Genomic DNA, 21,917 nt, shown 5'->3' on the forward strand with positions numbered 1-21,917 from the left:
GGAGTGTCAGCCAATGAAGATGTTGGATGTGCCGGCCTCTTCGCGAGCAAGCTCGCTCCCACAGTGGTTCTGTGTCGGACATAAATTTGTGTTCACCGGAGATCCAGTGTGGGAGCGAGCTTGCTCGCGATGGCGGTGGTTCAGCCACATAGATGCCGGCATGAGCCCCGCTTTTGCTTTGCTTTGCTTTGCTTTTGATCTGGACGCCCCGTTAACCACGCTGGCCGAACGCAGGCATTGCGCAGTGGGCACCTCGGCATGGATGCCGAGGTAGCCGCGCTGGGCCATGGATGGCCCTTCGCGGCGGGCCCACGGAGCAATGCCTTCGTTCGGGCATGCCGAGCCTAAGCGAGGCACCGAGTGGTGGGGCAAAAGCGTTTTTGGTTACTTTTGGCGCTTTTCCAAAAGTGACCCGCTGTAAGAGCGGAACCCTAAGTAGCCGTTACCTAAATAACGGATATACACACCAACCCACACCTCTCGGAACAGATAATCAGAAAACAGCATTACCGTCTTGCGCGGCCTTTTTTATGGGAAGTGATTCTTGACACTGGCCAGTCAGCTTCTCTAGGATGCCGCTCATGCGCCGATTTAAACAGCTACTTGCGGGGCGCCAGGTGACCCATCCCGTCGCCGATAGAAGCCGAAAAGACATGGCTTCGAAATACCGCTAAAGCGCTGGTTCGGTGTTGCCTCTCACCTGCCATGCAGACTTTTGAGGCAGAGACACGACACAATGAACGCACCCAGTCCCCTTGTACGTCTTGCGCCAATCACGGCGAACCTTGTGCAACGCAACCCGAAAATTCTCCTGGGCGGCACTCACCAGCCAACACTCTTGCGTTACCTCGACGGCTGGCCGCGTCGCAACCACGGGCCTGCTGCATTCCTGATCCAGTTTGTCGAAGACGGTGAGTCACTGGCGCGTTTTGCCAATGACAGCTTCGACCTGGCTGTCATCCAGTCCCCCAGCGCAGCGGACGCTCCTGAAATAATCCGGCACCTGACCCGTGTCGCACGGCAAGGCTTGATCACGCGCCGCTGAGGCGCGATTACGGATACGCGATGTCGACGATGTAGACCCGTTTCTCGCCTGTGGGCGTCTGGACGCTGACCTCGGCGTCCAGGGCCTTGCCGATCAGTGCCCTGGCCAACGGCGAGTCGATGCTGATCAGGTTCTGTTTCAGGTCCAGCTCGTCCGGGCCGACGATGCGGTAGCGTGATTCCTTGCCGTCCTCATCTTCGACCGTGACCCAGGCACCGAAATACACCTTGTTCGGATCGCTGGGTTTTTCACTGACCACTTTGAGCGCCTCAAGGCGCTTGGTGAGGAAGCGCACGCGACTGTCGATTTCCCGCAGCATTTTCTTGCCATAGGTGTATTCGGCATTTTCCGAACGATCACCCTGGGCCGCCGCCTCGCTGACCGCCTGGGTCACCTGGGGACGGCGCACGTGCCACAGCTCATGGAATTCAGCACGCATCCGCGCTTCCCCCTCGGGTGTGATCAGCGCGGTGCCGGCAGTGCGGGGTGGGCGATAACGGCTCATGGCAACTTCTTGTGATAGCGAAGCCGGGAGTCTATCAACCCTCGCGCAATACTGTCAGCGGGCTGGCGTTGAGCGCCCGACGGGTGCCGAACACCCCGGCTGCGCCGATCAACAAAGCCCCCAGCAGCGGCAATACCAACAGCCATGGATGCGGATGCCAGGGCAGGTCGAAGGCGTACCGGTAAAGCACCAGGCTCACCAGCTCCGAACCCAGGGCCGCGAGCAGGCCACTGACCGCGCCCAGCAGGCCGAACTCGATGCGCCGGGCCTTGACCAGCAGGGGCCGTTCGGCGCCCAGTGCGCGCAACAGCGCGCCTTGGCGAATCCGTTCGTCGAGGGTCGCCTGCAGGCCGGAAAACAGCACCGCCATCCCCGCCGCCAGCACAAACAGCAACACGTATTCCACGGCCAGGGTCACCTGGGCCAGGATGCTGCGCAGTTGTTCGAGCAGGGCCTCGACTTGCAGGATCGTCACCGCCGGAAAGGCCCGGGACAGGTCGACGATCTGTTGGTCGTGACCCGGCGCCAGGTAGAAGCTGGTGAGGTAGGTCGCCGGTAAGTCCTTCAGTGTGCCGGGCTGGAAGATCATGAAGAAGTTGGGCTGGAAATTGTCCCAGTTGATTTCCCGCAGGCTGGTGACCTTCGCTTCACGGTTGACGCCGCCGACATTGAAGACCAGGCGGTCGCCCAACTTGATCTTGAGGTTCTCGGCCACTTTGCCTTCCACCGAAACCCCCGGGACATCGTCCGGAGGTTGCTGCGGCCACCAGGTCCCGGCGGTGACGACGTTGCCCGCCGGCAGGTCCGCGGCCCAGGTCAGGCTCAGGTCGCGTTGCAGCGCCCGGTCACCCGCTGAATCCTTGGTGACGAACTCCTTGGCCGGTTCGCCATTGATGCTGATCAGACGTCCGGGGACCACAGGGTAGAGCGGGGCCGATTGCGCCGACAGTGCCAGCAGCTTGTCGGTGAAGGCCTGCTTGTCGTTGGGCAGGATGTTCAGGGCGAAATAGTTCGGCGCGTTTTTGGGCAACTGGTTTTGCCAGGTGTCCAGCAATTCACCGCGCAGCAGCGCGATCAATGCCATGGACAGCAGGATCAGGCCGAACGCCAGGGCCTGGCCGGCCGCCGCCAACGGATGGCGCAGCAGTTGGCCGAGGCCCAGCCGCCAGGGCAGGGCGGCGCGGGCCAGCAGGCGACGCAGGCTCTGGAGCAGCAGCAACAACAAGCCGCCGAGCACCAGCGCGGCAACGACGCCACCACCCAACAAGGCGAAGGTCAGGACCAGGTCCAGGCTCAGGCGCCACATGATCAGGCCCAAGGCACCCAGTGCCGCACCGTAGATCACCCAGGAACTGGAGGGGATCGGCAGCATGTCCCGGCGCAGCACGCGCAATGGCGGCACTCGCCCCAGCGCAGCCAGTGGCGGCAGGGCGAACCCCGCCAGCGCCACCAGCCCGGTGCCGATCCCGGCGATCGCCGGCAGCAGGCCGCCCGGCGGAACGGTGGTCGGCAGCAAGTCATGCAGCAGGGCGAACAGACCCAGTTGGGCGACCCAGCCGAGCAGGGCGCCGCTGATACTGGCGAGCAGGCCCAGCACCGTCAATTGCAGGCTGAACAGCACCATGGTTTCCCGGCGTGACAGGCCCAGGCAACGCAGCAGCGCGCTGGCATCGAAGCGTCGGGTGGCAAAGCGGTTGGCCGAGAGCGCGACAGCGACCCCGGACAGCAACACCGCCACCAGGCTGGCCATGTTCAGGTAGCGCTCGGCCTTGCCCAGGGCGCCGCCGATCTGGCGGTTGCCGTCGCGGGCATCCTGCAGGCGCTGGTTGGGTTCAAGGCCAGGCTTGACCAGATCGCGATAGGTCTGCAGGGCCGGCGCCGGGCCGCGCCACAGGTCGCGATAGCTGACACGGCTGCCCGGTTGCACCACGCCGGTGGCCTCCAGGTCCTTGAGGTTGATCAGCACCCGCGGGGTGAGGCTGTAGAAGTTGCCGGCGCGATCCGGCTCATACGTCAGCACTCGGGCCAACCGCAGGGTCTGGTTGCCAACGTCGATGCTGTCGCCGATCTTCAGGTCCAGTGCCGTCAGCAGGCGTGCCTCGACCCAGGCCTCGCCAGGGTTCGGACGTCCGCCGGTTTCTTCCGGCGCGAATGGGGCGGGGGTGCTTTTCAGCTCTCCGCGCAGAGGGTAGTTGTCATCGGCGGCCTTGACGCTGGACAGCTGGATGCCATTGTCGGTGGCCACGACACTGGAGAACTCCACCACCCGGGCGTGTTCCAGCCCCAGTTCGGTGCCGCTGCGGATCTGCTCAAGGCGGGCCGGCGAGCTGCCTTCGAGCAGCAGGTCGGCACCGAGGAATTCGGTGGCGCGCATCATCATCGCGCCGTTGAGGCGGGCACCGAAGTAACCGATGGCGGTACTCGCCGCCACGGCCACCAGCAAGGCAAAGAACAACACCCGCAACTCACCGGCGCGGGCATCGCGAAGCAATTGACGGACAGCGAGACTGAACAGGCGCAACAGCGGCAAACGTGCCATCAAGGCTCCAGAGGGGCGACCATCTCGCCGGCTTCAAGTCGGATCAGGCGCCGGCAGCGATGGGCCAGGCGTTCATCATGGGTGACCAGCACCAGGGTCGTGCCGCGTTCCTTGTTCAGTTCGAACAGCAGGTCGCTGATGCGTTCGCCGGTGTGGCTGTCGAGGTTGCCGGTGGGTTCGTCGGCAAACAGCACATCGGGCTCGGCGGCAAAGGCGCGGGCAATCGCCACCCGTTGCTGCTCGCCGCCGGAGAGCTGGCGCGGTGAATGGGTCAGGCGCTGGCCCAGGCCGACGCGCTGCAACAGTTGCGTGGCGCGTTCGCGGGCATCCTTGCGGCCGTCCAGTTCCAGCGGCAGCATGACGTTTTCCAATGCATTGAGGCTGTCGAGCAACTGGAACGACTGGAAGACGAAACCGACATGCTCGGCGCGGATCCGCGCCCGCTGGTCTTCATCCAGCGCGCTGAGGGCCTGGCCGGCGAGCGTGACTTCGCCGCTGCTGGGCAGGTCGAGGCCGGCCAGCAGGCCCAGGAGGGTGGATTTGCCGGAACCGGACGCGCCGACGATGGCCAGGCTGTCGCCTTTGTTCAGTTCCAGGCTGAGTTCGTGCAGGATGGTCAGTTCACCTTCCGCGCTGGCGACCACTTTGCTAAGGTCCGTCGCGGTGAGAATGCTTGAGCCCATGGAGAATCCGATGCGTGTGTGGTTTTTGAGTGCCGGCCTGGCCTTGATGTGCATGGCCCAGAACGCAGCGGCGGGTACAGTCCTGATCGTTGGCGATAGTATCAGCGCGGCTTTCGGCCTGGATACCCGGCAAGGATGGGTGTCGTTGCTCGAACAACGGCTCAAGGCCGAGGGTTTTGACGATAAAGTGGTCAATGCCTCCATCAGCGGAGACACCAGCGCCGGAGGTCAGGCGCGGCTGCCGGCGCTGCTTGCAGCCCATAAACCGGACCTGGTGATCCTGGAGCTGGGTGGCAACGATGGCTTGCGCGGACAACCGCCAACACAATTGCAACAAAACCTTGCAGCGATGATCGACAGCGCCCGCGCCAGCGGTGCCAAGGTGCTTTTGCTGGGCATGCAATTGCCGCCCAATTACGGACGCCGCTACACCGAGGCCTTTAGCCGGGTCTACAGCACCCTGGCCGAGGAGAAAAAAGTCCCGCTGGTGCCATTTTTCCTCAAGGACATCGGGGGCGTTCCAGCCATGATGCAAGCCGACGGATTGCACCCGTCCGTCGCAGCCCAGGACAAGTTGCTGGAAAATGTCTGGCCGACGCTCAAACCGCTGCTTTGACGCTTTTCTACCGGCGGGCTTTCGGCTAATGTGGCGCCCCCGATTTGGAGCCCCCGATGCCGCGTCCCGCCTGGTCCCTGTTTGCCTACCAACTGATCGAGCCTGACGAGCAGCTGGATCTGTTCGCCTGCCAGGAAGTACGGGTGCACCTGGTAACCCGGCAACTGGAACTCGGTGGCTCGGCCGACCGGACCCTCTGCGGCAGCCTGCTGCCGGCCCAGCCGCGCTGGTCCGGCGTCGATCGCAAGATTTTCCAGGATCATCGCCTGTGCTCGCTGTGCCGGGCGATCCTAGAGTCCCAGAAGCGCGGCACCTCGCCGATCTGGCCGGAGTTGCGGTTCGAGTTGTGATCCCTTGCTCCAGTGTGGGAGCGAGCTTGCTCGCGATGAGGGCGGCACATTCAACACTAATGCCAGCAGACCCACCGCTATCGCGAGCAAGCTCGCTCCCACAGGTTTCATTTCAGTTCCAGACATGCTGCGCATCGGACGCCTGCGTACCGCTCTCCCCGAAATAACAGGTGGCAGTGTACAATCGCCGTTTTCATACCCCTGTTCGATCTGCGAAGGATTTCCCGGATGTTGCCGCGCTTGCCTGCCGTCGCCCGCTGCCTGTCTCTTGCCGCCTTGTGTATGGCGGGCCCCGTTGCCGCACTCGAGCTGCCTCTGCCACCGCCGGGTGAAGACATCATTGGCCAGGTGCAAGTCATCAAGGCCAAATACGAAGACACCTTCGCCGACCTGGGCACTACCTATGACCTGGGCTACAGCGAGATGGTCGCCGCCAACCCGGGGGTCGATCCCTGGTTGCCGGGCGCTGGCACCGAGATCGTGCTGCCCACTCGCTTCATCCTGCCGCCGGGCCCGCGCGAGGGCATCGTGATCAATCTGGCCGAGTACCGTCTCTACTATTTCCCCAAGGGCCGGAACGTGGTCTACACCTTCCCACTGGGGATTGGCCGTGAGGGCTGGGGTTCGCCGATCGCCCACACCAGCATCATCGCCAAGACGCCGAACCCGACCTGGACGCCGCCTGCCTCGATCAAGGCCGAACACGCCGCCGACGGCGACCCGTTGCCGAATGTCGTGCCCGCCGGCCCTGATAACCCGCTGGGGCCTTTCAAGTTCACCTTGGGTACCCCGGGCTATCTGATCCACGGTTCGAACAAGAAGTTTGGCATCGGCATGCGGACCAGCCATGGTTGCTTCCGGATGTTCAACAACAACGTACTGGAAATGGCCGGCATGGTGCCGGTGGGCACGTCGGTGCGGATCATCAACGACCCCTACAAGCTGGGCTTGAGCGGTGGCAAGGTGTACCTGGAAGCGCATACGCCGTTGGACGACAAGGGCAACCCGTCGGTGGTGGACAAGCACACCGCGGTGATCAACGCGATGCTCAAGCGTGAAGACATCACCAGCAACCTGCGCATGAACTGGGACGTGGTGCGGGACGTGGTGGCGGCCGAAGATGGCCTGCCGGTAGAAATCGCTGTCCCCAATACCTCGGCACCGATGGTATCGAGCGCGCCGATCGATTTACAACAGTAAAAACCTCTAAAGCAACCCGCCGACGTTTCGCGATGTCGGCGGGTTTTTTATCGCCTGCTAAAACACCAGGCAATAAAAAGCCGACCCAAAAATGGGTCGGCTCGATAACAATCCCGAAGGACTATTACTTGCGGCTAGCTTTTTCCAGCATGCGCAGAGCACGCTCGTTAGCTTCGTCAGCAGTCTGTTGTGCTTTTTGAGCAGCAGCCAGAGCTTCATCAGCTTTACGGTAAGCTTCGTCTGCACGAGCCTGGGAGCGAGCTGCTGCGTCTTCGGTAGCAGTCAGACGTGCTTCGGTTTCTTTCGATGCGCTGCTGCAACCGGTAGCCAGAACTGCGGCCAGGGCCAGAGCAGAGAATTTCAGAACGTTGTTCATCGGTTTCCCCTTCAAGGACTTTCTATTAGTGACTGTCTCCCCAGACTGAGGAGTTAGCCGGCGTACATACTACCCATTACTTGTAGTAAGTAAACTGACGTAGCGCAAGAAGCAAAAAAATTGTAGGCGGTGATTCTTTTTCGAGCAACTTTTCTTAGGCGTGTTGAAAAAATATACAGCCCCAAGCCCTTGGCTGGAGCGCGTCGACGAAGAAAAGTTCCGCAGCCTGGAAGAACTCTTGCAGCCCTCGCTAACGTCGTTGTTTATTGATTCACCTACACTTTTGTACATTTTTTGTGCAGCGCCCCAGGCATCTTTGTTGGTATTGGCGGTGACTTTAACTACGCGCGCTCGTCTCAAGACTCAACAACTGGCGATGTTCAGCTATTGCACCGTGATCGACTACAGCGCGACGATGGCGCTCAATCGATAAACCCGACCAGGTTTACCCCTTCGATGACAGGCGTGCCTTGAGCATTTGCGTCATTGGTGCCTACTATTCACGACGTGCTCGGGTTTGAGCGGATCGTTTTTGGCGCTCGGTGACCAGGAAGGCACGGGGTGGCGTAGATGTTCCTTCGCCGGAAAAACATCGGTAAGGTAGGGGTCGGCATTCAGACCCGCGAGGAGTAGTGATGAGCGAGGCGGTTACCATCCACCATGACCAGGCTGGTCATCAGTTCGAGACCAATGTGGACGGTCATCGTGCCTATCTGACCTACATGGACCTGGGCAAGCAGACCCTGGATATCTATCGTACCTTCGTGCCCAACGCCTTGCGTGGCCGGGGCATCGCGGCGGCGCTGACCGAAAGGGCGCTGCAGTACGCTGAAGAAATGGGCTACACGGTGATCCCGTCCTGCTCCTATGTGGAGCGTTACATGGAGCGTCACCAGCGGCACGCGGCGAAGCTCTGAGAAAACGGATTCCCCATAAAAAAACGCCGGACTTTTCAGTCCGGCGTTTTTTTATGCGTTGTTTTTTATGCGTTGAAGCAGGCCGATCAGCTGCGCTGACGCTTCGGCAGCACGTCCTTGAGCTTGGCGTGCATGCTGCGCAGGGTGTTCTCGGTCGCGCTCCAGTCGATGCAGGCATCGGTGATGGAGACACCGTACTGCAAGTCGGCGAGGTCTTTCGGGATCGCCTGGCAGCCCCAGTTCAAGTGGCTTTCGACCATCAAGCCGATAATCGACTGGTTGCCTTCCAGGATCTGGTTGGCCACGTTCTCCATCACCAGTGGTTGCAGCGCCGGGTCCTTGTTGGAGTTGGCGTGGCTGCAATCGACCATGATGTTCGGCTTGATCTTGGCCTTGTTCAGCGCCTGCTCGCACAGGGCGACGCTGACCGAGTCGTAGTTCGGCTTGCCGTTGCCACCGCGCAGCACCACGTGACCGTAGGCGTTGCCCTTGGTGGTGACGATCGACACGCCACCTTCCTGGTTGATACCCAGGAAGCGGTGCGGGCTGGAAACCGACTGCAAGGCGTTGATCGCCACGGTGAGACCGCCGTCGGTGCCGTTCTTGAAGCCCACCGCCGACGACAGGCCGGAGGCCATTTCGCGGTGGGTCTGGGATTCGGTGGTGCGCGCGCCGATGGCCGACCAGCTGATCAAGTCCTGCAGGTACTGCGGCGAGATCGGGTCGAGGGCTTCGGTGGCGGTGGGCAGGCCCATTTCCGCCAGGTCCAGCAGCAACTGGCGACCGATGTGCAGGCCGTCCTGGATCTTGAAGGAGTCATCCAGGTACGGGTCGTTGATCAGGCCTTTCCAGCCGACGGTGGTCCGAGGTTTCTCGAAATACACGCGCATGACCAGGTACAAGGTGTCGGAGACTTCCGCGGCCAGCACTTTCAAGCGCTCGGCGTATTCGTGGGCGGCCTTGATGTCATGGATCGAGCAGGGGCCGATGACCACGAACAGGCGATGGTCGGTGCCGTCCAGGATGTTGCGAATGACTTCCCGGCCCTTGGTCACGGTGCGCAGGGCAGCGTCGCTCAGGGGAATATCGCGCTTGAGCTGGTCAGGCGTGATGAGGGTCTCGTTGGAGGCGACGTTAAGGTCATTGATCGGTAAATCAGCCATCGTGTTACTCGTCAGGTCACGGGTGCCGGCCGCCAGCGATCCCCGCGCGGCGGTGCACAGCGGATTTTAAGCGCGTCGGGGAGCCGAACCTTATCGCGTTACGAGGTGGCTCGACAATGGGCTGGGACGGGTTTAATGCCCTATAGGCTGGGGAAAGGGCCTTGGAGAAGGCTCTGCGACAGATTCGTGAGCAGATGTAATGAAGATTGCATGCCATGCTGCTCGCACTGATAGTGTGCAGGGGCTTTTACCAGGAGAGTTGCAACGATGCAGGCAGGGGTTAAACCGCGGATCGGGATGATCGGCACCGGGGCGATTGGCGGGTTTTATGGCGTGATGCTGGCCCGTGCCGGTTTTGACGTGCACTTTCTACTGCGCAGCGAATTTGCTGCCGTGGCCGAAGCCGGTTTGCGCATCGACAGCGCGGTCCATGGCGCGCTGGCCCTCGACCCCGTCCAGGCCTATCGCTCGGCGACCGACATGCCGCCTTGCGACTGGCTGCTGGTCGGCGCCAAGACCACCAGCAATGCCGACCTGGCTCCGGCCATTGCCCAGGCGGCCGCTGATGGGGCAAAAGTCCTGTTGCTGCAGAACGGCCTGGACGTCGAGGACAACCTTCGACCGTTGCTGCCCGATTCGTTGCACCTGCTGGGTGGCCTGTGCCTGATCTGCGTGCATCGCGTCGGCCCGGGCGTCGTCGCCCACCAGGCACTTGGCGCGGTCAACGTCGGTTATCACAGCGGTCCCTGCGCCGATCAGGCACAACGCATGGCGATCGTCGAAGAGGCGGCGACGCTGTTCCGCAGCGCTGGTATCGAAGCCCAGGCCATGCCTGGCCTGCAACAGGCCCGCTGGCAGAAGCTGGTGTGGAATGTGCCGTACAACGGTCTTTCGGTTCTGCTGGGCGCCAGTACCACGCCGCTGATGGCCAACGACCATAGCCGCGAATTGATCCAGGCATTGATGGCGGAGGTGGTCCGCGGTGCGCAAGCCTGCGGGCATCACATCGCGCCGGGTTACGCCGAGTACCTGTTCACGATGACCGAGAAGATGCCCGATTACTGGCCGAGCATGTACCACGATTATTCCCACAAACGTGCGCTGGAGGTGGACGCGATCTACGGCCGGCCATTGGCGGCGGCGAAAGCGGCAGGGTGTGAGCTGCCGAAAATCGAGGCCTTGTATCAGGCGTTGGCGTTCATGGATCGCAATAACCGCTGAGCGGGGCGAAAGGGGGAGCGGCATGGTAAACAACATCGACGACAAACTGGTGCTGGCGATTTCGTCGCGGGCGCTGTTCGACCTGAGGGAAAGCCACAAGGTGTACCTGTCGAGTGGCGTCGAGGCCTATCGGCAATACCAGATCGAGCATGAAGACGAAGTCCTCGCGCCGGGGGACGCCTTCGCTCTCGTGCAGAAACTGCTGGACCTCAACGAACACCTGGGACGTGCCCGGGTCGAGGTGATCCTGGTGTCGCGCAACAGTGCCGACACCGGCCTTCGGGTGTTCAACTCGATTCATCATTACGGGCTGGCGATTTCGCGCGCGGCCTTCGTCGGTGGTCGCAGTCCTTACCCGTACCTCAAGGCATTCGGCTGCGACCTGTTCTTGTCCACCCACGCTGAAGACGTGCGCAGCGCCCTGGACGCCGGGTTTGCCGCGGCGACCATCCTGTCGGGTGGGGCCAGTCGTGCCGCCAGCGGGGAATTGCGCATTGCGTTCGACGGTGATGCGGTGCTGTTTTCCGACGAGTCGGAGCGTGTCTATCAGGCTGGGGGGCTGGAAGCCTTCCAGGCCAGCGAGCGACAGTCTGCCCGAGAGCCGCTGCGGGGCGGGCCGTTCAAGGGCTTCCTGGCGGCGCTCAATGCGCTGCAGCGCGAGTTCCCCGAGGACGCTTGCCCCATTCGCACGGCACTGGTGACGGCCCGTTCGGCACCGGCCCACGAGCGGGTCATCCGGACCTTGCGTGAATGGGATATCCGTCTGGACGAGTCGTTGTTTCTTGGCGGCCTGACCAAGTCGGCGTTCCTGGAGGCCTTCGCCGCCGATGTGTTTTTCGATGACCAGACCGGCCACTGCGAACTGGCCCGGGAGGTGGTCGCCACCGGTCACGTGCCCCATGGCATCAGTAACGAAATAAAGCCCTGACGTCCTCGAGGCCGGGACGTCAGGCCGCACGTCGCAGTCTCCAAGGCGCTGCTAAGCTGAATCAATCTCCGCCATTCTGGCACGCGAGGAGGTCACATGATTCGTTCGATGCTGTACGCCACAGACCTGGGTCTTTATGCCCCTTATGTGATGCAGCATGCCTTGGCGCTGGCACGGACGTTTGAAGCCGAGTTGTATGTGGTGCATGCGGTAGAACCGATGGGGCTGTTCGCCGAATCGGTGTTGCAAAGCTATCTCGACGAGCAGGCGCTGAACGAATTCCATCGCCAAGGTCTGAATACGGTGATGGCCAATATCGAGCAGCGGGTGCTCGACAGTTTCCGTGAGGAATTGGGAGAAGGGCAACAGGACTTGAAACTGATCAAGTCGGTCAGGGTGTATCAGGGCGACCCTTCCCAGGTCATCCTGGAACAGGCTGCGAAACTCTCTGTGGATTTGCTGATCGTAGGCAGTCATTGCCAAGGAGCGAGCGGTGAAACCCCTTTGGGCAGGACCGCCGCGCGGGTATTGCAGTTATCCCGGGTGCCGGTCTACCTGGTTCCCCTGGTGCAGCGCCGACGCCAGGGTGAGGCTTGAGGCTAAATGATGGCGTTTTATAAAAAGTTCTAGATTTATTGTCGAAACCTTCCATATAGTTATATACCGTCGCTGATGCCCGTGGCGTCCAACTGCTTTGAGGGATACATATGAAGCTTCAACAACTGCGCTACATCTGGGAAGTGGCGCACCACGACCTCAACGTTTCCGCTACTGCCCAAAGCCTCTACACGTCGCAACCCGGCATCAGCAAGCAGATCCGCCTGTTGGAAGACGAACTGGGCGTCGAAGTCTTCGCCCGCAGCGGCAAGCACCTGACCCGCGTGACCCCGGCCGGTGAGCGTATCATCACCACGGCTGGCGAGATCCTGCGCAAGGTCGAAAGCATCAAGCAGATCGCCCAGGAGTTCTCCAACGAGAAAAAAGGCACCCTGTCGATCGCCACCACCCACACCCAGGCCCGCTATGCGCTGCCGCCGGTGATCAGCAATTTCATCAAGCAATACCCCGACGTGGCGCTGCACATGCACCAAGGGTCGCCGATGCAGATCGCCGAGATGGCCGCCGACGGCACGGTGGATTTTGCCATTGCCACCGAGGCCCTGGAGTTGTTCGGGGACCTGGTGATGATGCCGTGCTACCGCTGGAACCGCTGCGTGGTCGTGCCCCAGGGACATCCGTTGACCAAGCTGCCGAAGCTGACCCTCGAAGCCCTGGCCGAATACCCGATCGTGACCTACGTGTTCGGTTTCACCGGTCGTTCCAAGCTCGACGAAGCCTTCAGCCATCGTGGCCTGACGCCGAAAGTGGTGTTCACTGCCGCCGACGCCGACGTGATCAAGACTTACGTCCGCTTGGGCCTGGGCGTGGGCATCGTCGCGAAAATGGCCGTCGATACCAAGCTCGACAGTGATCTGGTGGTGTTGGATGCCAGCGAGTTGTTCGAGTCCAGCGTGACCAAGATCGGCTTCCGTCGTGGCACCTTCCTGCGGGGTTTCATGTGCGATTTCATCGAGAAGTTCGCGCCGCACCTGACCCGGGAAGTCATGGCCAAGGCCATCCAGTGCCACAACAAGCAGGAACTCGAAGAGCTGTTCGACGGCGTCGAACTGCCGGTGCACTAAAAGCGTTACCTGCCTAAATCGCCTCGGTGACAGCGAACTGTTGCCGGGCGCCCGCGACCACGATCTCGACTTCATCCCCTTCGAACTTGCCGAGCAGGCCTCGGCCCAGCGGTGAGCGAGGGGTGATGACGGTGATCGGCTGACCCACCAGCGAAACCTTCAAGCCGGCCGCATCCGGCCCGAGGAAGAGCCATTGCTGGCGGCCGTCCTCATCTTCCAGCCCAATCAATGTGCCGACCTGAATACCGCGCTGCTCGTCGTAAGGCCTCAACGCCAGGTTTTGGCAAAGGGTGAGGGCCTGGCGGATTTCTTCCACGCGCCTGGCTTGTCCGGCGGCGAGGTAGGACGCCTCGAGACCCAGGGTGTCGTACTTGTTTTCGGCGATGTTTTCTTCGTGGGTTGCGGTTTCGTAGGCGGTCTGCGCGGCGCGTTCGGCGATGTCGAGATCAATCTTGAGCTTGTCGAGAATCAACTGGTGGACGGTCTGTTTGTTCATATCATTCGCAGAATTGCAGCACGTTGGCGCGGCTTTTTTCACTGGGCGCATTCTGGTCCTGTTGCAACCAGAACTGGCACTTGGGGTTGGACAGGTTGCGCGGATTACTGCGGGCCTGATCAAGCGCCTGGCGCTGTTCGTTCCGTTGCAGGTTCTGCTGATACTGCTCGAACATCGGCGCGGGCGGCTCCGGCTCCGGCTCCGGGGCCGGTTGCACCGCCGGTGGTTGCGCCAGTTGATGGACGGCGGCGGCCACCGGTGCCAGTTGTTCGTTGAACAGGAATCTGGACAGCAGCCAGCCCGTCAACACGATGGCCAGGAACCCCAGCCACAGGCCCAGGGCAATGCTGAAAGTCAATTGCAAAGCCGTAAGGCGCGAGGGTGTCGAGTGATCGGGCATGGCTGCTTCCTGGCAGGGTCATGGGCAGGCGCTGATTGTCGCATGAAGATTAATCGCCGTCGGCTCTTCTGCGCGATCGGTTTATTCGGGACAATCAGGCCTTTGTCATGGGGAGTCGGGAATGGCTGTGCGCTGGGATATTTTTTGCACCGTCGTCGATAACTATGGCGACATCGGTGTCACTTGGCGCCTGGCTCGGCAATTGGTGGCCGAGCACCCATGTGCGGTGCGGCTGTGGGTCGACGACCTGCGTGCTTTCGAACGGCTGTGTCCGCAAATCGATATCACCCTGTCCGAGCAATGGCAGCAGGGTGTGCAAGTGTGCCACTGGCCTGCGGACTGGCCGTCCACCGAAGCCGCCGAGGTGGTGATCGCCGCGTTTGCCTGCCAGTTGCCGAGTGCCTACATGGAGGCGATGGCCGAGCGCCAGACAACGCCCTTGTGGATGAACCTCGATTATTTGAGCGCCGAAGACTGGGTGATCGGCTGTCACGGCTTACCGTCGGTCAAATACAAGCACGTGCAGAAATATTTCTTTTTCCCGGGCTTTCGGGAGGGAACCGGTGGCTTGCTGCGTGAGGCCGGTCTGCTGGAACGTCGTCGGCAATTTCAGCAGGATGCCGAGGCACAACGCCGTTTCCTGCAAGGCTTGGGCGTCGAGCGGGCACCGGAGACCTGCCTGATCTCGTTGTTTGCCTACGAGAACGAAGGTTTGGCGAGCTGGTTTGACGCGATGGCAACCGATGCCCAGGCGTTTCATGTGCTGGTCCCCGAAGGGCGGGTGCTGGGCGATGTCGAGCGGTGGCTCGGGGTCGAAGACCTGAAGGCCGGTGCGCTGCATCGACGCGGCGCGCTGACGGTGCAGGTGCTGCCGTTCGTCCGCCAGGATCAGTACGACCAATTGCTGTGGTGCTGTGATTTCAATGCCGTGCGTGGCGAAGACTCCTTTGTGCGCGCCCAATGGGCCGGTCGGCCGATGCTCTGGCATATCTACCAGCAGGAAGAAGATGTCCACCTGGAAAAGCTCGAGGCATTTCTCAGGCTCTACACCCAGGGGCTTTCGGAAACGGCGGAAAAAGCGATCAGCGGTCTTTGGCGGGCCTGGAATGCCGGCCAGGACATGGCCGAACATTGGAAAGCGACTCGCCAAGAGCAGCAGGAACTGGCCGAACATGCCCAGGCGTGGTGTCTGGAACAGGCCTCGCGCCCCGATCTTGCCGCAGCGCTGGTGAAGTTTTATGGAAATTGGATATGATACGCGGCCTAGATTTTTGTAAATCCCATCCAAATTCGGATATTCGCAATGAAAACTGGTAAAGAACTGAAACCCGGGACCGTGATCCGTCTCGAAAACGATCCTTGGCTGGTTCAGAAAGCTGAGTTCACCAAGTCGGGTCGTAACAGCGCGATCATGAAGACCAAGCTGAAGAACCTGCTGACCGGTTACAAGACCGAGATCGTCTACAGCGCCGACGACAAACTGGACGACGTGATCCTCGACCGCAAAGAAGCGACCCTGTCCTTCATCAGCGGCGACACCTACACGTTCATGGACACCACTGACTACACCATGTACGAGCTGAACGCCGAAGACATCGAAAGCGTTCTGCCATTCATCGAAGAAGGCATGACCGACGTCTGCGAAGCCGTATTCTTCGAAGAGCGCCTGGTTTCCGTAGAACTGCCGACCACCATCGTGCGTCAGGTTGACTACACCGAAGGTTCCGCTCGCGGTGACACTTCCGGCAAGGTCATGAAACCTGCCAAACTGAAGAACGGTACCGAGCTGTCGGTTGCCGACTTCATCGAAATCGGCGACATGATCGAGATCGATACCCGCGAAGGCGGTTCCTACAAAGGCCGCGCTAAATAAGCGAAGTCTTGTGTATGAAAAAAAAGCCCGACCATTGAGTCGGGCTTTTTTATTTGCGCTGCCTTCTGTTAGACCGGGGGACAGCGGGAGCTTGTGTGGGAGCAAAGCTTGCTCGCGATACAGACACCTCGATTCCAGAGGCACCGCGCCGCTTTCATCGCGGGCAAGCCTTGCTCCCACAGCCCTCGCCACAAAGGCTCCGGAGCCCAGTTATTTCAAGTGCTGCTTGAGCTCTTCGGACGCCTGTAACATCGCCGAGCGCACCGCTGGCACCTGGCTGACCACGTTGAGCAATCCATAGTCGTGGATCATGCCGTTGTAGCGCACCGCCGTGACGGGCACACCGGCCGCGTCCAGCTTGCGGGCATAGGCTTCGCCTTCATCGCGCAAGACATCGGCCTCGGCGGTCTGCACCAGCGCTGGCGGCAGGCCCTTGAGTTGTGCGGTACTGGCCCGCAGTGGCGAGGCATAGATCTCGCCGCGTTGCCCGGCATCGGTGGTGTAGTTGTCCCAGAACCACTTCATCATGTTTTTACTGAGGAAGTGCCCTTCGGCGAACTGGTTGTAGGACGCCGTCTCGAAGCTGGCATCGGTCACCGGCCACAGCAATGCCTGGAAACGGATCGCCGGTGTGCCTTTGTCCTTCGCCATCAAGGCCACGACCGCCGCCATGTTGCCGCCGACGCTGTTGCCCACCACGGCCAGGCGCTTGCCGTCGACGTTGATCTGCTTGCCGTGTTCGGCCACCCATTTCGTGGCGGCGTAGGCCTGGTTGATCGCCACCGGGTAATGCGCCTCGGGTGAAGGCGTGTAGTTGACGAACACCGCGACAGCACCCGAACCCGCCACCAGATCCCGAACCAGCCGTTCGTGGGTCGGGAAGTCGCCCAGTACCCAGCCACCGCCGTGGAAGAACATGAACACCGGCAACTCACCCGTGACCCCGGCGGGGCGAACGATGGTCAGGCTGATCGGCTGGCCATCGACCTGGATGGTTTTCTCGCTGACGTCGGCCTTGGGCAAGGTCAGTTTGACCCCCGCCTGGGCGCCCACCAATACGGCGCGGGCGTCCTTGGGCGACAGCTGCTCCAGTGGCTTGCCGGTGCCGGCGTTCAGCGCGTCGAGAAACGCCTGGGTGTTGTGTTCGACGATGCCGTCGGCGAAGGCACTGCTGACGCTGAGGGCGAGAAGGGTGCCGGTCAAGGCTTTGCTGAGCGTGTTCATGTGTATCTCCTTAAGTTCGGGTCCAGGGTTCGGTGGTCAGACGGTTACGTGCAGGCGCACATCGACGTTGCCGCGGGTGGCGTTGGAATACGGGCAGACTCGGTGAGCGGCGTCCACCAGGCTTTGCGCGTCGCCCTGGTCCAGGCCCGGCAGGCTGATGTGCAGGTCGATGTCCAGGCCGAAACCGCCAGGGATCTGGCCGATGCCGACATGGGCGGTAATCGAGGCGTCGTCCGGGATCTTGCGTTTGCTCTGGCCGGCCACGAATTTCAGGGCACCGATGAAGCAAGCCGAGTAGCCGGCGGCGAACAGTTGCTCAGGGTTGGTCGCCGCACCGCCTGCACCGCCGAGTTCCTTGGGCGTGGCGAGTTTGACGTCGAGGATATTGTCACTGGAGATCGCACGACCATCACGGCCGCCGGTGGAGGTTGCGATTGCGGTGTAGAGCGTTTGCATGATGAGAGCCTCGTTTCGGGGTTGGTGTTATTGCGCTAAATGTTTGCGCGCTAAGTAGGTGTGAGGCAAATGTATAGCGCTAATATTTAGTGCGCAAGTTAAATTTTCGAGGCGAGTTGAATTTTAGACGCTGAAAGGGCGTGTAACCCTTGAGCTAGAGCTGCTTTGTGGTGTTGAAATTTTTTTTGAGGAGGGATCTGGTAGACAGGGCTGCCGCTATCGCGAGCAAGCTCGCTCCCCCAAAGGTCTGCTGGATGACGCAGATTTTTGCGGACACCAGAAATCCAATGTGGGAGCGAGCTTGCTCGCGATAGCGGAGGATCAGTTGGCGGGGATATCGGATGTGCTGACGCCTTCGCGAGCAAGCCCGCTCCCACAGGGGAAAGTCAGAGGCTGTCTTGCAAATGCCCGCGCAGTGCCTGCAGGTCCAGTTGCAGCTTCTTCAACTGCTCCAGGGTCTGGCCGCTGGCGGCGAGGATGCATTGGGGGATGTCGAGGGCCTTTTGCTGCAGGGCACGGCCCTGTTCGGTGAGTTCGACAATCACCACGCGTTCGTCCTCACGGCTACGGGTGCGGCTCAACAGGCCTTCGGCTTCCAGGCGCTTGAGCAGTGGGGTCAGCGAGCCGGGGTCGGTCAGCAGGCGCGTGCTGATTTCACCGACGGTCAATCCGTCCTTTTCCCACAACACCATCATCGCCAGGTATTGCGGATAAGTCAGGCCGAGGGCCTGTAGCAGCGGCTTATAGACCTTGGTCATCAGCAGCGACGTGGAGTGCAGGGCGAAACAGACCTGGTTGTCGAGCAACAGGGCTTCGCAGGCTTCGGGGGTGTCGCGCGGGGTGCTCATGGCAAAAACCTTCAATCAATGGTCGTGACAAATCTAGCGGGCGAACCTTTAATGCGCCAGATAATTCTGACGTTCTGATCAGATGTTACGTTCCCCCGCTGGCGCCGACTGCGTAGGATAAGCGTCCTGATGAAAGGGGAATCGTCTGTGATCGAATTTGTAATTTTTGTGGCGTTCGGTGCCGTGTTAGGCACCCTTGGGGGATTGTTCGGCATTGGTGGCGGGTTGATTGCAATTCCGGTGCTGGGCGTCTGGTTCGGTCTCGACCAGCAACTCGCCCAAGGTACGGCGCTGGTCATGGTGGTGCCCAATGTCATGCTTGCGTTGTGGCGCTATCACCAGCGCAATCGCATCGAATTGCGCCATGTCCTGCCGTTGGCTTCCATGGGCTTCTGCTTTGCCTGGCTCGGCTCGATCTGGGCCGTGGGGATCGACGCGGACAGCATGCGAATCGGCTTCGTGGCGTTCCTGATCGCGCTGACGCTGTACAACCTGGTGCGCATGTTCGCCGCCACTGCACCCGCGTCGGCGCAGATGCGTCATGGTTGGCCATGGCTCGGCGTGCTGGGAGCCGCATCCGGCACCATGGGCGGCTTGTTCGGCGTCGGCGGGGCCGTTGTCGCCACGCCGATCCTGACCAGCATTTTTGGCACCAGCCAGGTGGTTGCCCAAGGCTTGTCCCTGGCGCTGGCGTTGCCCAGTACCGGCGTGACCCTCGCCACGTATGCGTTTCACCACGAAGTGGACTGGAGCATCGGCCTGCCGCTGGCCGTCGGTGGCCTGCTGAGCATCAGTTGGGGGGTGAAAGTCGCCCACGCCTTGCCGGAGCGGTTGTTGCGCGGGCTGTTCTGCGGTTTCCTGGTGCTGTGCGCGGTGTTGCTCGCCTTTAAAGTTTGAAACCTTCGACGATGTGTTCGGCCAGGCACTCGGTGATCGGCGACGGGTTGTGCAGGTTGCGGATCAGCATGATGCTGGCCTCGGGCAGTTCCGGCAGGTCTTCGGCCTCGCCCAATACGCGCATGTCCGGGGTCAGCAGGCTTTCCAGTTGCGCCGTGATTGCCAGGCCGGCACCCACCACCGCCATGAGCGCCGACAGGCTCGAGCTGTTGTACGCCACGCGATAATCGCGGCCCATGGCATCCAGCGCATTGCAGGCCCATTGCCGGCAGAAACAGTCACTGTTGAACATTGCCAGCGGTAGCGGTGTTTGTTCATGGACGTTGAAGCAGGCGGCTTCGGCCCAGACAAAGCGCTCCTTGCGCAGCAGTTGGCCGATTTCGTCCCCCGGTTTACGGGTGACGATGGACAGATCCAGGTCCTGGCGCAACAGCAGTTGCTTGGACGACTCGCAGTGCACTTCGATTTCGATCAGAGGATAGAACTGGGCGAAGCGTTGCAGGATGCCTGGCAAAAAACGCATCACGTAGTCGTCCGGCGTGCCGATGCGCACCGTGCCGACCATGTGCGGTTCGCGCAGGGTATTGAACACTTCGCTGTGCAACTTGAGGATCCGCCGGGCGTAACCCAGCAATACCTGGCCTTCGGCGGTGAGCTTGACCTGGCGCCCGTCACGCTCGAACAGCCGTCGCTGCAAGACATCTTCTTCCAGCCGCTTCATCTGCATGCTGACGGCAGACTGGGTGCGATTGACCAATTCCCCGGCCCGGGTGAAACCGCCCTGGTCGGCGATGGCGACAAAGGTACGCAGCACTTCCGTATCGATGCTCGGGTAACTCGACAATTGATCAATCTCCGAGATGTATTGCATAAGAAACATTCGTTGGATTGATCTTAGCGTTAGCGCGAGACTTGAGCCATCCCCAACGGAGGACATCACGATGAAAGGTCAAAAAGGTTATCTACTGATAGACAAACTCTCCCACGGCTTTTCCATCAGCGCCTTGCTGCACAAGTTTAGTCGCTGGTACGAATTGCACCACGAACGTGAACTGCTGGCCGGAATGAGCGACGAGGCGCTCAAGGACATCGGCGTGAGTCGTGCCGACGTAGAGCAGGAAGTGGTTCGGCCATTCTGGGATGACCCCATGCACAAATGAGCCATCCTCTCCTACACAAACCCCTTATTGGTGAGGTAGGTTGCGAGCAGACAAGGAGATCTCCATGCCCGCGACTGTATCCTTTACCCTCAAACAGGCCCGGCGTCTGGCGTTGGCCGCCCAAGGATTCGATGGGCGGTCGCCGCCAGCTTCGGTGCAACCCTCGCGCCTCAACCGCCTGATCGAACGCCTCGGCGTCCTGCAGATCGACTCCGTCAATGCGCTGGTGCGCTCGCATTACCTCCCTCTGTTTTCCCGCCTCGGTCACTACCCTCGCGATTTGCTCGATCAAGCTGCCTGGAGCCAGGGCCGACGTCGCACGCTGTTCGAATACTGGGGCCATGAAGCGTCGCTGCTGCCGATGTCGATGTATCCGCTGATGCGCTGGCGCATGGACCGGGCGTCGGGTGGCGAGGGGATCTACCAGCAACTGGCGCGTTTCGGCCAGGAACGCCAGGATGTCATCCGCCGCGTCCTGGCGTCGGTCCAGGAGCAGGGTGCCCTTGGCGCCGGCAGTTTATCCACCCGTCAGGAAAAGGCCGGGCCATGGTGGGACTGGAGCGCGGAGAAACATGCGCTGGAATGGCTATTCGCGGCGGGCGAAGTCACGGTGGCCGGACGGCGTGGGTTCGAGCGACTCTACGATTTGCCGGAGCGAGTACTGCCGGCCTCGATCCTGCGGCAACCGCTGCCGGACGAAGCCCAGGCTCAGCGCGCCTTGCTGGTACATGCCGCCGAAGCCCTGGGCATCGCGACCGAGAAAGACCTGCGCGACTACTTTCGCCTCGACCCGGCCGACAGTCGCGGGCGGTTGGCTGAGCTGGAAGAGGCCGGGGAACTGCTGCGCTGCGAGGTGCAGGGCTGGAAACAACCGGCCTGGTGCCGACCCGCGGTGAAAATCCCTCGCAAGGTCGCCGCCAGTGCCTTGCTGTCGCCGTTCGATTCGCTGGTCTGGGAGCGCGGCCGTACCGAGCGGTTGTTCGACTTTCGCTATCGGCTGGAAATCTACACTCCCGTGCACAAGCGGGTGTACGGCTACTACGTGTTGCCGTTCCTGCACCACGAACGCATTGCGGCGCGGGTGGATCTGCGGGCGGAGCGGGCCTTGGGGCAACTGGCCGTGCATGCTGTGCACGAGGAGGCGCCGGGGCTGGACGAGGAGGGGATGCAGGCGTTGGCGCTGAACCTGTGGCGCATCGCCCGGTGGTTGGGGCTGGAGCGGGTTCAGCTCAATTGCCAGCGGGTGGGTGGGGTGCGGTTGGCGGTGGGGTTGGCTAAGTTAAGTGGTGACTGACCCGACGCTATCGCGAGCGAGCTCGCTCCCACAAGGAATCTCGG

General features: G+C 61.3%; 25 protein-coding genes. 14 read left to right on the top strand and 11 right to left on the bottom strand.

Annotated elements, in window-relative coordinates:
- Positions 1-736 precede the first annotated feature (736 nt).
- Positions 737-1,045 carry a class I SAM-dependent methyltransferase gene (locus AC3A5O_RS10555; RefSeq protein ID WP_122568553.1) on the top strand — a complete coding sequence of 103 codons (309 nt, stop codon included), beginning with the start codon at positions 737-739 and terminating at the stop codon, positions 1,043-1,045.
- 7 nt (positions 1,046-1,052) lie between these two features.
- Here AC3A5O_RS10555 and greB read toward each other — a convergent pair whose 3' ends face one another.
- From greB to AC3A5O_RS10570, 3 genes are read right to left on the bottom strand one after another with little or no spacing between them, the layout of a single operon-like run.
- Entirely contained in the window at positions 1,053-1,550 is a 498-nt protein-coding gene (gene greB, locus AC3A5O_RS10560; protein ID WP_003199337.1) for a transcription elongation factor GreB, read from the bottom strand.
- Positions 1,551-1,584: 34 nt separating this feature from the next.
- Positions 1,585-4,089, bottom strand: coding sequence for an ABC transporter permease (locus tag AC3A5O_RS10565; RefSeq protein ID WP_305470311.1), 2,505 nt, complete (start codon positions 4,087-4,089; stop codon positions 1,585-1,587).
- Positions 4,089-4,772, bottom strand: a complete 684-nt coding sequence (locus AC3A5O_RS10570) for an ABC transporter ATP-binding protein (RefSeq protein ID WP_060738553.1) — start codon at positions 4,770-4,772, stop codon at positions 4,089-4,091. Before AC3A5O_RS10570 ends, AC3A5O_RS10565 begins: the two co-directional genes overlap by 1 nt.
- Positions 4,773-4,782: 10 nt before the next feature.
- Here AC3A5O_RS10570 and AC3A5O_RS10575 point away from each other — a divergent pair, with 10 nt between their 5' ends.
- From AC3A5O_RS10575 to AC3A5O_RS10585, 3 genes are all read left to right on the top strand, one after another.
- Positions 4,783-5,388 (top strand): arylesterase, encoded by a 606-nt coding sequence (locus AC3A5O_RS10575; RefSeq protein ID WP_122568551.1) that lies wholly within the window; start codon positions 4,783-4,785, stop codon positions 5,386-5,388.
- A 56-nt stretch (positions 5,389-5,444) separates the two neighbouring features.
- Positions 5,445-5,738, top strand: coding sequence for a hypothetical protein (locus AC3A5O_RS10580; RefSeq protein ID WP_003183788.1), 294 nt, complete (start codon positions 5,445-5,447; stop codon positions 5,736-5,738).
- 228 nt (positions 5,739-5,966) lie between these two features.
- Positions 5,967-6,938: a L,D-transpeptidase family protein gene (locus tag AC3A5O_RS10585; protein ID WP_060738551.1), complete on the top strand. Its 972-nt coding sequence runs from the start codon at positions 5,967-5,969 to the stop codon at positions 6,936-6,938.
- A 124-nt stretch (positions 6,939-7,062) separates the two neighbouring features.
- Here the strand turns inward: AC3A5O_RS10585 and oprI are convergent, their stop codons facing one another.
- Positions 7,063-7,314: an outer membrane lipoprotei OprI gene (gene oprI, locus AC3A5O_RS10590; RefSeq protein ID WP_003183784.1), complete on the bottom strand. Its 252-nt coding sequence runs from the start codon at positions 7,312-7,314 to the stop codon at positions 7,063-7,065.
- A gap of 635 nt (positions 7,315-7,949) precedes the next feature.
- On the opposite strand from oprI, the gene AC3A5O_RS10595 reads away from it, so the two are divergent.
- A complete protein-coding gene (locus AC3A5O_RS10595; RefSeq protein ID WP_053120470.1) occupies positions 7,950-8,231 on the top strand; it encodes a GNAT family N-acetyltransferase in 282 nt (93 codons plus the stop codon).
- A gap of 86 nt (positions 8,232-8,317) precedes the next feature.
- Here the strand turns inward: AC3A5O_RS10595 and AC3A5O_RS10600 are convergent, their stop codons facing one another.
- Positions 8,318-9,394, bottom strand: coding sequence for a 3-deoxy-7-phosphoheptulonate synthase (locus AC3A5O_RS10600; RefSeq protein ID WP_003183777.1), 1,077 nt, complete (start codon positions 9,392-9,394; stop codon positions 8,318-8,320).
- Positions 9,395-9,661: 267 nt separating this feature from the next.
- On the opposite strand from AC3A5O_RS10600, the gene AC3A5O_RS10605 reads away from it, so the two are divergent.
- The 4 genes from AC3A5O_RS10605 to cysB all read left to right on the top strand — a co-directional run bounded on the left by AC3A5O_RS10605 (position 9,662) and on the right by cysB (position 13,225).
- Positions 9,662-10,615, top strand: coding sequence for a putative 2-dehydropantoate 2-reductase (locus tag AC3A5O_RS10605; RefSeq protein ID WP_122568550.1), 954 nt, complete (start codon positions 9,662-9,664; stop codon positions 10,613-10,615).
- A gap of 22 nt (positions 10,616-10,637) precedes the next feature.
- Positions 10,638-11,543 (top strand): 5'-nucleotidase, encoded by a 906-nt coding sequence (locus tag AC3A5O_RS10610; protein ID WP_305470314.1) that lies wholly within the window; start codon positions 10,638-10,640, stop codon positions 11,541-11,543.
- A 96-nt stretch (positions 11,544-11,639) separates the two neighbouring features.
- Positions 11,640-12,140 carry a universal stress protein gene (locus AC3A5O_RS10615; RefSeq protein ID WP_014337270.1) on the top strand — a complete coding sequence of 167 codons (501 nt, stop codon included), beginning with the start codon at positions 11,640-11,642 and terminating at the stop codon, positions 12,138-12,140.
- A 110-nt stretch (positions 12,141-12,250) separates the two neighbouring features.
- Positions 12,251-13,225, top strand: coding sequence for an HTH-type transcriptional regulator CysB (cysB, locus tag AC3A5O_RS10620; protein WP_003199376.1), 975 nt, complete (start codon positions 12,251-12,253; stop codon positions 13,223-13,225).
- 13 nt (positions 13,226-13,238) lie between these two features.
- Here the strand turns inward: cysB and AC3A5O_RS10625 are convergent, their stop codons facing one another.
- Both AC3A5O_RS10625 and AC3A5O_RS10630 read right to left on the bottom strand, forming a co-directional pair.
- Entirely contained in the window at positions 13,239-13,721 is a 483-nt protein-coding gene (locus AC3A5O_RS10625) for a GreA/GreB family elongation factor (RefSeq protein WP_122568548.1), read from the bottom strand.
- A gap of 1 nt (position 13,722) precedes the next feature.
- Positions 13,723-14,121 (bottom strand): hypothetical protein, encoded by a 399-nt coding sequence (locus AC3A5O_RS10630; protein WP_305470315.1) that lies wholly within the window; start codon positions 14,119-14,121, stop codon positions 13,723-13,725.
- A 121-nt stretch (positions 14,122-14,242) separates the two neighbouring features.
- On the opposite strand from AC3A5O_RS10630, the gene earP reads away from it, so the two are divergent.
- Positions 14,243-15,376, top strand: a complete 1,134-nt coding sequence (earP, locus tag AC3A5O_RS10635; protein ID WP_122568546.1) for an elongation factor P maturation arginine rhamnosyltransferase EarP — start codon at positions 14,243-14,245, stop codon at positions 15,374-15,376.
- Between the two features lie 48 nt (positions 15,377-15,424).
- Positions 15,425-15,994 carry an elongation factor P gene (locus AC3A5O_RS10640; RefSeq protein ID WP_003199385.1) on the top strand — a complete coding sequence of 190 codons (570 nt, stop codon included), beginning with the start codon at positions 15,425-15,427 and terminating at the stop codon, positions 15,992-15,994.
- Between the two features lie 210 nt (positions 15,995-16,204).
- Here AC3A5O_RS10640 and AC3A5O_RS10645 read toward each other — a convergent pair whose 3' ends face one another.
- From AC3A5O_RS10645 to AC3A5O_RS10655, 3 genes are all read right to left on the bottom strand, one after another.
- Entirely contained in the window at positions 16,205-17,218 is a 1,014-nt protein-coding gene (locus AC3A5O_RS10645) for an alpha/beta hydrolase (RefSeq protein WP_487753169.1), read from the bottom strand.
- Positions 17,219-17,254: 36 nt separating this feature from the next.
- Positions 17,255-17,674: an organic hydroperoxide resistance protein gene (locus AC3A5O_RS10650; protein WP_122568544.1), complete on the bottom strand. Its 420-nt coding sequence runs from the start codon at positions 17,672-17,674 to the stop codon at positions 17,255-17,257.
- A gap of 386 nt (positions 17,675-18,060) precedes the next feature.
- Positions 18,061-18,522, bottom strand: a complete 462-nt coding sequence (locus tag AC3A5O_RS10655) for a MarR family winged helix-turn-helix transcriptional regulator (RefSeq protein WP_305470317.1) — start codon at positions 18,520-18,522, stop codon at positions 18,061-18,063.
- A gap of 129 nt (positions 18,523-18,651) precedes the next feature.
- Between AC3A5O_RS10655 and AC3A5O_RS10660 the strand changes: the two genes are divergently transcribed.
- Positions 18,652-19,419, top strand: coding sequence for a sulfite exporter TauE/SafE family protein (locus tag AC3A5O_RS10660; protein ID WP_436278788.1), 768 nt, complete (start codon positions 18,652-18,654; stop codon positions 19,417-19,419).
- Here the strand turns inward: AC3A5O_RS10660 and AC3A5O_RS10665 are convergent.
- A complete protein-coding gene (locus AC3A5O_RS10665) occupies positions 19,409-20,263 on the bottom strand; it encodes a LysR substrate-binding domain-containing protein (protein WP_027912697.1) in 855 nt (284 codons plus the stop codon). The genes AC3A5O_RS10660 and AC3A5O_RS10665 overlap by 11 nt on opposite strands.
- Positions 20,264-20,360: 97 nt before the next feature.
- On the opposite strand from AC3A5O_RS10665, the gene AC3A5O_RS10670 reads away from it, so the two are divergent.
- Together AC3A5O_RS10670 and AC3A5O_RS10675 are read left to right on the top strand one after the other, a co-directional pair.
- Entirely contained in the window at positions 20,361-20,579 is a 219-nt protein-coding gene (locus AC3A5O_RS10670) for a DUF1127 domain-containing protein (RefSeq protein ID WP_053120494.1), read from the top strand.
- A gap of 64 nt (positions 20,580-20,643) precedes the next feature.
- The gene (locus tag AC3A5O_RS10675; RefSeq protein ID WP_487753170.1) at positions 20,644-21,873 is read left to right on the top strand and encodes a winged helix-turn-helix domain-containing protein; all 1,230 of its coding nucleotides are present in this window, start codon (positions 20,644-20,646) and stop codon (positions 21,871-21,873) included.
- Positions 21,874-21,917 lie beyond the last annotated feature (44 nt).

It is taken from the genome of Pseudomonas sp. Soil_N_39, from assembly GCF_057655955.1.

Coding starts and splice junctions, on each gene's coding strand:
- AC3A5O_RS10570 (WP_060738553.1), bottom strand. CDS start 4,772: ATGGGCTCAAGCATTCTCACCGCGACGGACCTTAGCAAAGTGGTCGCC.
- AC3A5O_RS10595 (WP_053120470.1), top strand. CDS start 7,950: ATGAGCGAGGCGGTTACCATCCACCATGACCAGGCTGGTCATCAGTTC.
- greB (WP_003199337.1), bottom strand. CDS start 1,550: ATGAGCCGTTATCGCCCACCCCGCACTGCCGGCACCGCGCTGATCACA.
- AC3A5O_RS10670 (WP_053120494.1), top strand. CDS start 20,361: ATGAAAGGTCAAAAAGGTTATCTACTGATAGACAAACTCTCCCACGGC.
- AC3A5O_RS10660 (WP_436278788.1), top strand. CDS start 18,652: ATGAAAGGGGAATCGTCTGTGATCGAATTTGTAATTTTTGTGGCGTTC.
- AC3A5O_RS10655 (WP_305470317.1), bottom strand. CDS start 18,522: ATGAGCACCCCGCGCGACACCCCCGAAGCCTGCGAAGCCCTGTTGCTC.
- AC3A5O_RS10605 (WP_122568550.1), top strand. CDS start 9,662: ATGCAGGCAGGGGTTAAACCGCGGATCGGGATGATCGGCACCGGGGCG.
- AC3A5O_RS10650 (WP_122568544.1), bottom strand. CDS start 17,674: ATGCAAACGCTCTACACCGCAATCGCAACCTCCACCGGCGGCCGTGAT.
- AC3A5O_RS10615 (WP_014337270.1), top strand. CDS start 11,640: ATGATTCGTTCGATGCTGTACGCCACAGACCTGGGTCTTTATGCCCCT.
- cysB (WP_003199376.1), top strand. CDS start 12,251: ATGAAGCTTCAACAACTGCGCTACATCTGGGAAGTGGCGCACCACGAC.
- AC3A5O_RS10645 (WP_487753169.1), bottom strand. CDS start 17,218: ATGAACACGCTCAGCAAAGCCTTGACCGGCACCCTTCTCGCCCTCAGC.
- AC3A5O_RS10580 (WP_003183788.1), top strand. CDS start 5,445: ATGCCGCGTCCCGCCTGGTCCCTGTTTGCCTACCAACTGATCGAGCCT.
- earP (WP_122568546.1), top strand. CDS start 14,243: ATGGCTGTGCGCTGGGATATTTTTTGCACCGTCGTCGATAACTATGGC.
- AC3A5O_RS10565 (WP_305470311.1), bottom strand. CDS start 4,089: ATGGCACGTTTGCCGCTGTTGCGCCTGTTCAGTCTCGCTGTCCGTCAA.
- AC3A5O_RS10575 (WP_122568551.1), top strand. CDS start 4,783: ATGCGTGTGTGGTTTTTGAGTGCCGGCCTGGCCTTGATGTGCATGGCC.
- AC3A5O_RS10675 (WP_487753170.1), top strand. CDS start 20,644: ATGCCCGCGACTGTATCCTTTACCCTCAAACAGGCCCGGCGTCTGGCG.
- AC3A5O_RS10610 (WP_305470314.1), top strand. CDS start 10,638: ATGGTAAACAACATCGACGACAAACTGGTGCTGGCGATTTCGTCGCGG.
- AC3A5O_RS10630 (WP_305470315.1), bottom strand. CDS start 14,121: ATGCCCGATCACTCGACACCCTCGCGCCTTACGGCTTTGCAATTGACT.
- AC3A5O_RS10555 (WP_122568553.1), top strand. CDS start 737: ATGAACGCACCCAGTCCCCTTGTACGTCTTGCGCCAATCACGGCGAAC.
- AC3A5O_RS10585 (WP_060738551.1), top strand. CDS start 5,967: ATGTTGCCGCGCTTGCCTGCCGTCGCCCGCTGCCTGTCTCTTGCCGCC.
- oprI (WP_003183784.1), bottom strand. CDS start 7,314: ATGAACAACGTTCTGAAATTCTCTGCTCTGGCCCTGGCCGCAGTTCTG.
- AC3A5O_RS10600 (WP_003183777.1), bottom strand. CDS start 9,394: ATGGCTGATTTACCGATCAATGACCTTAACGTCGCCTCCAACGAGACC.
- AC3A5O_RS10625 (WP_122568548.1), bottom strand. CDS start 13,721: ATGAACAAACAGACCGTCCACCAGTTGATTCTCGACAAGCTCAAGATT.
- AC3A5O_RS10640 (WP_003199385.1), top strand. CDS start 15,425: ATGAAAACTGGTAAAGAACTGAAACCCGGGACCGTGATCCGTCTCGAA.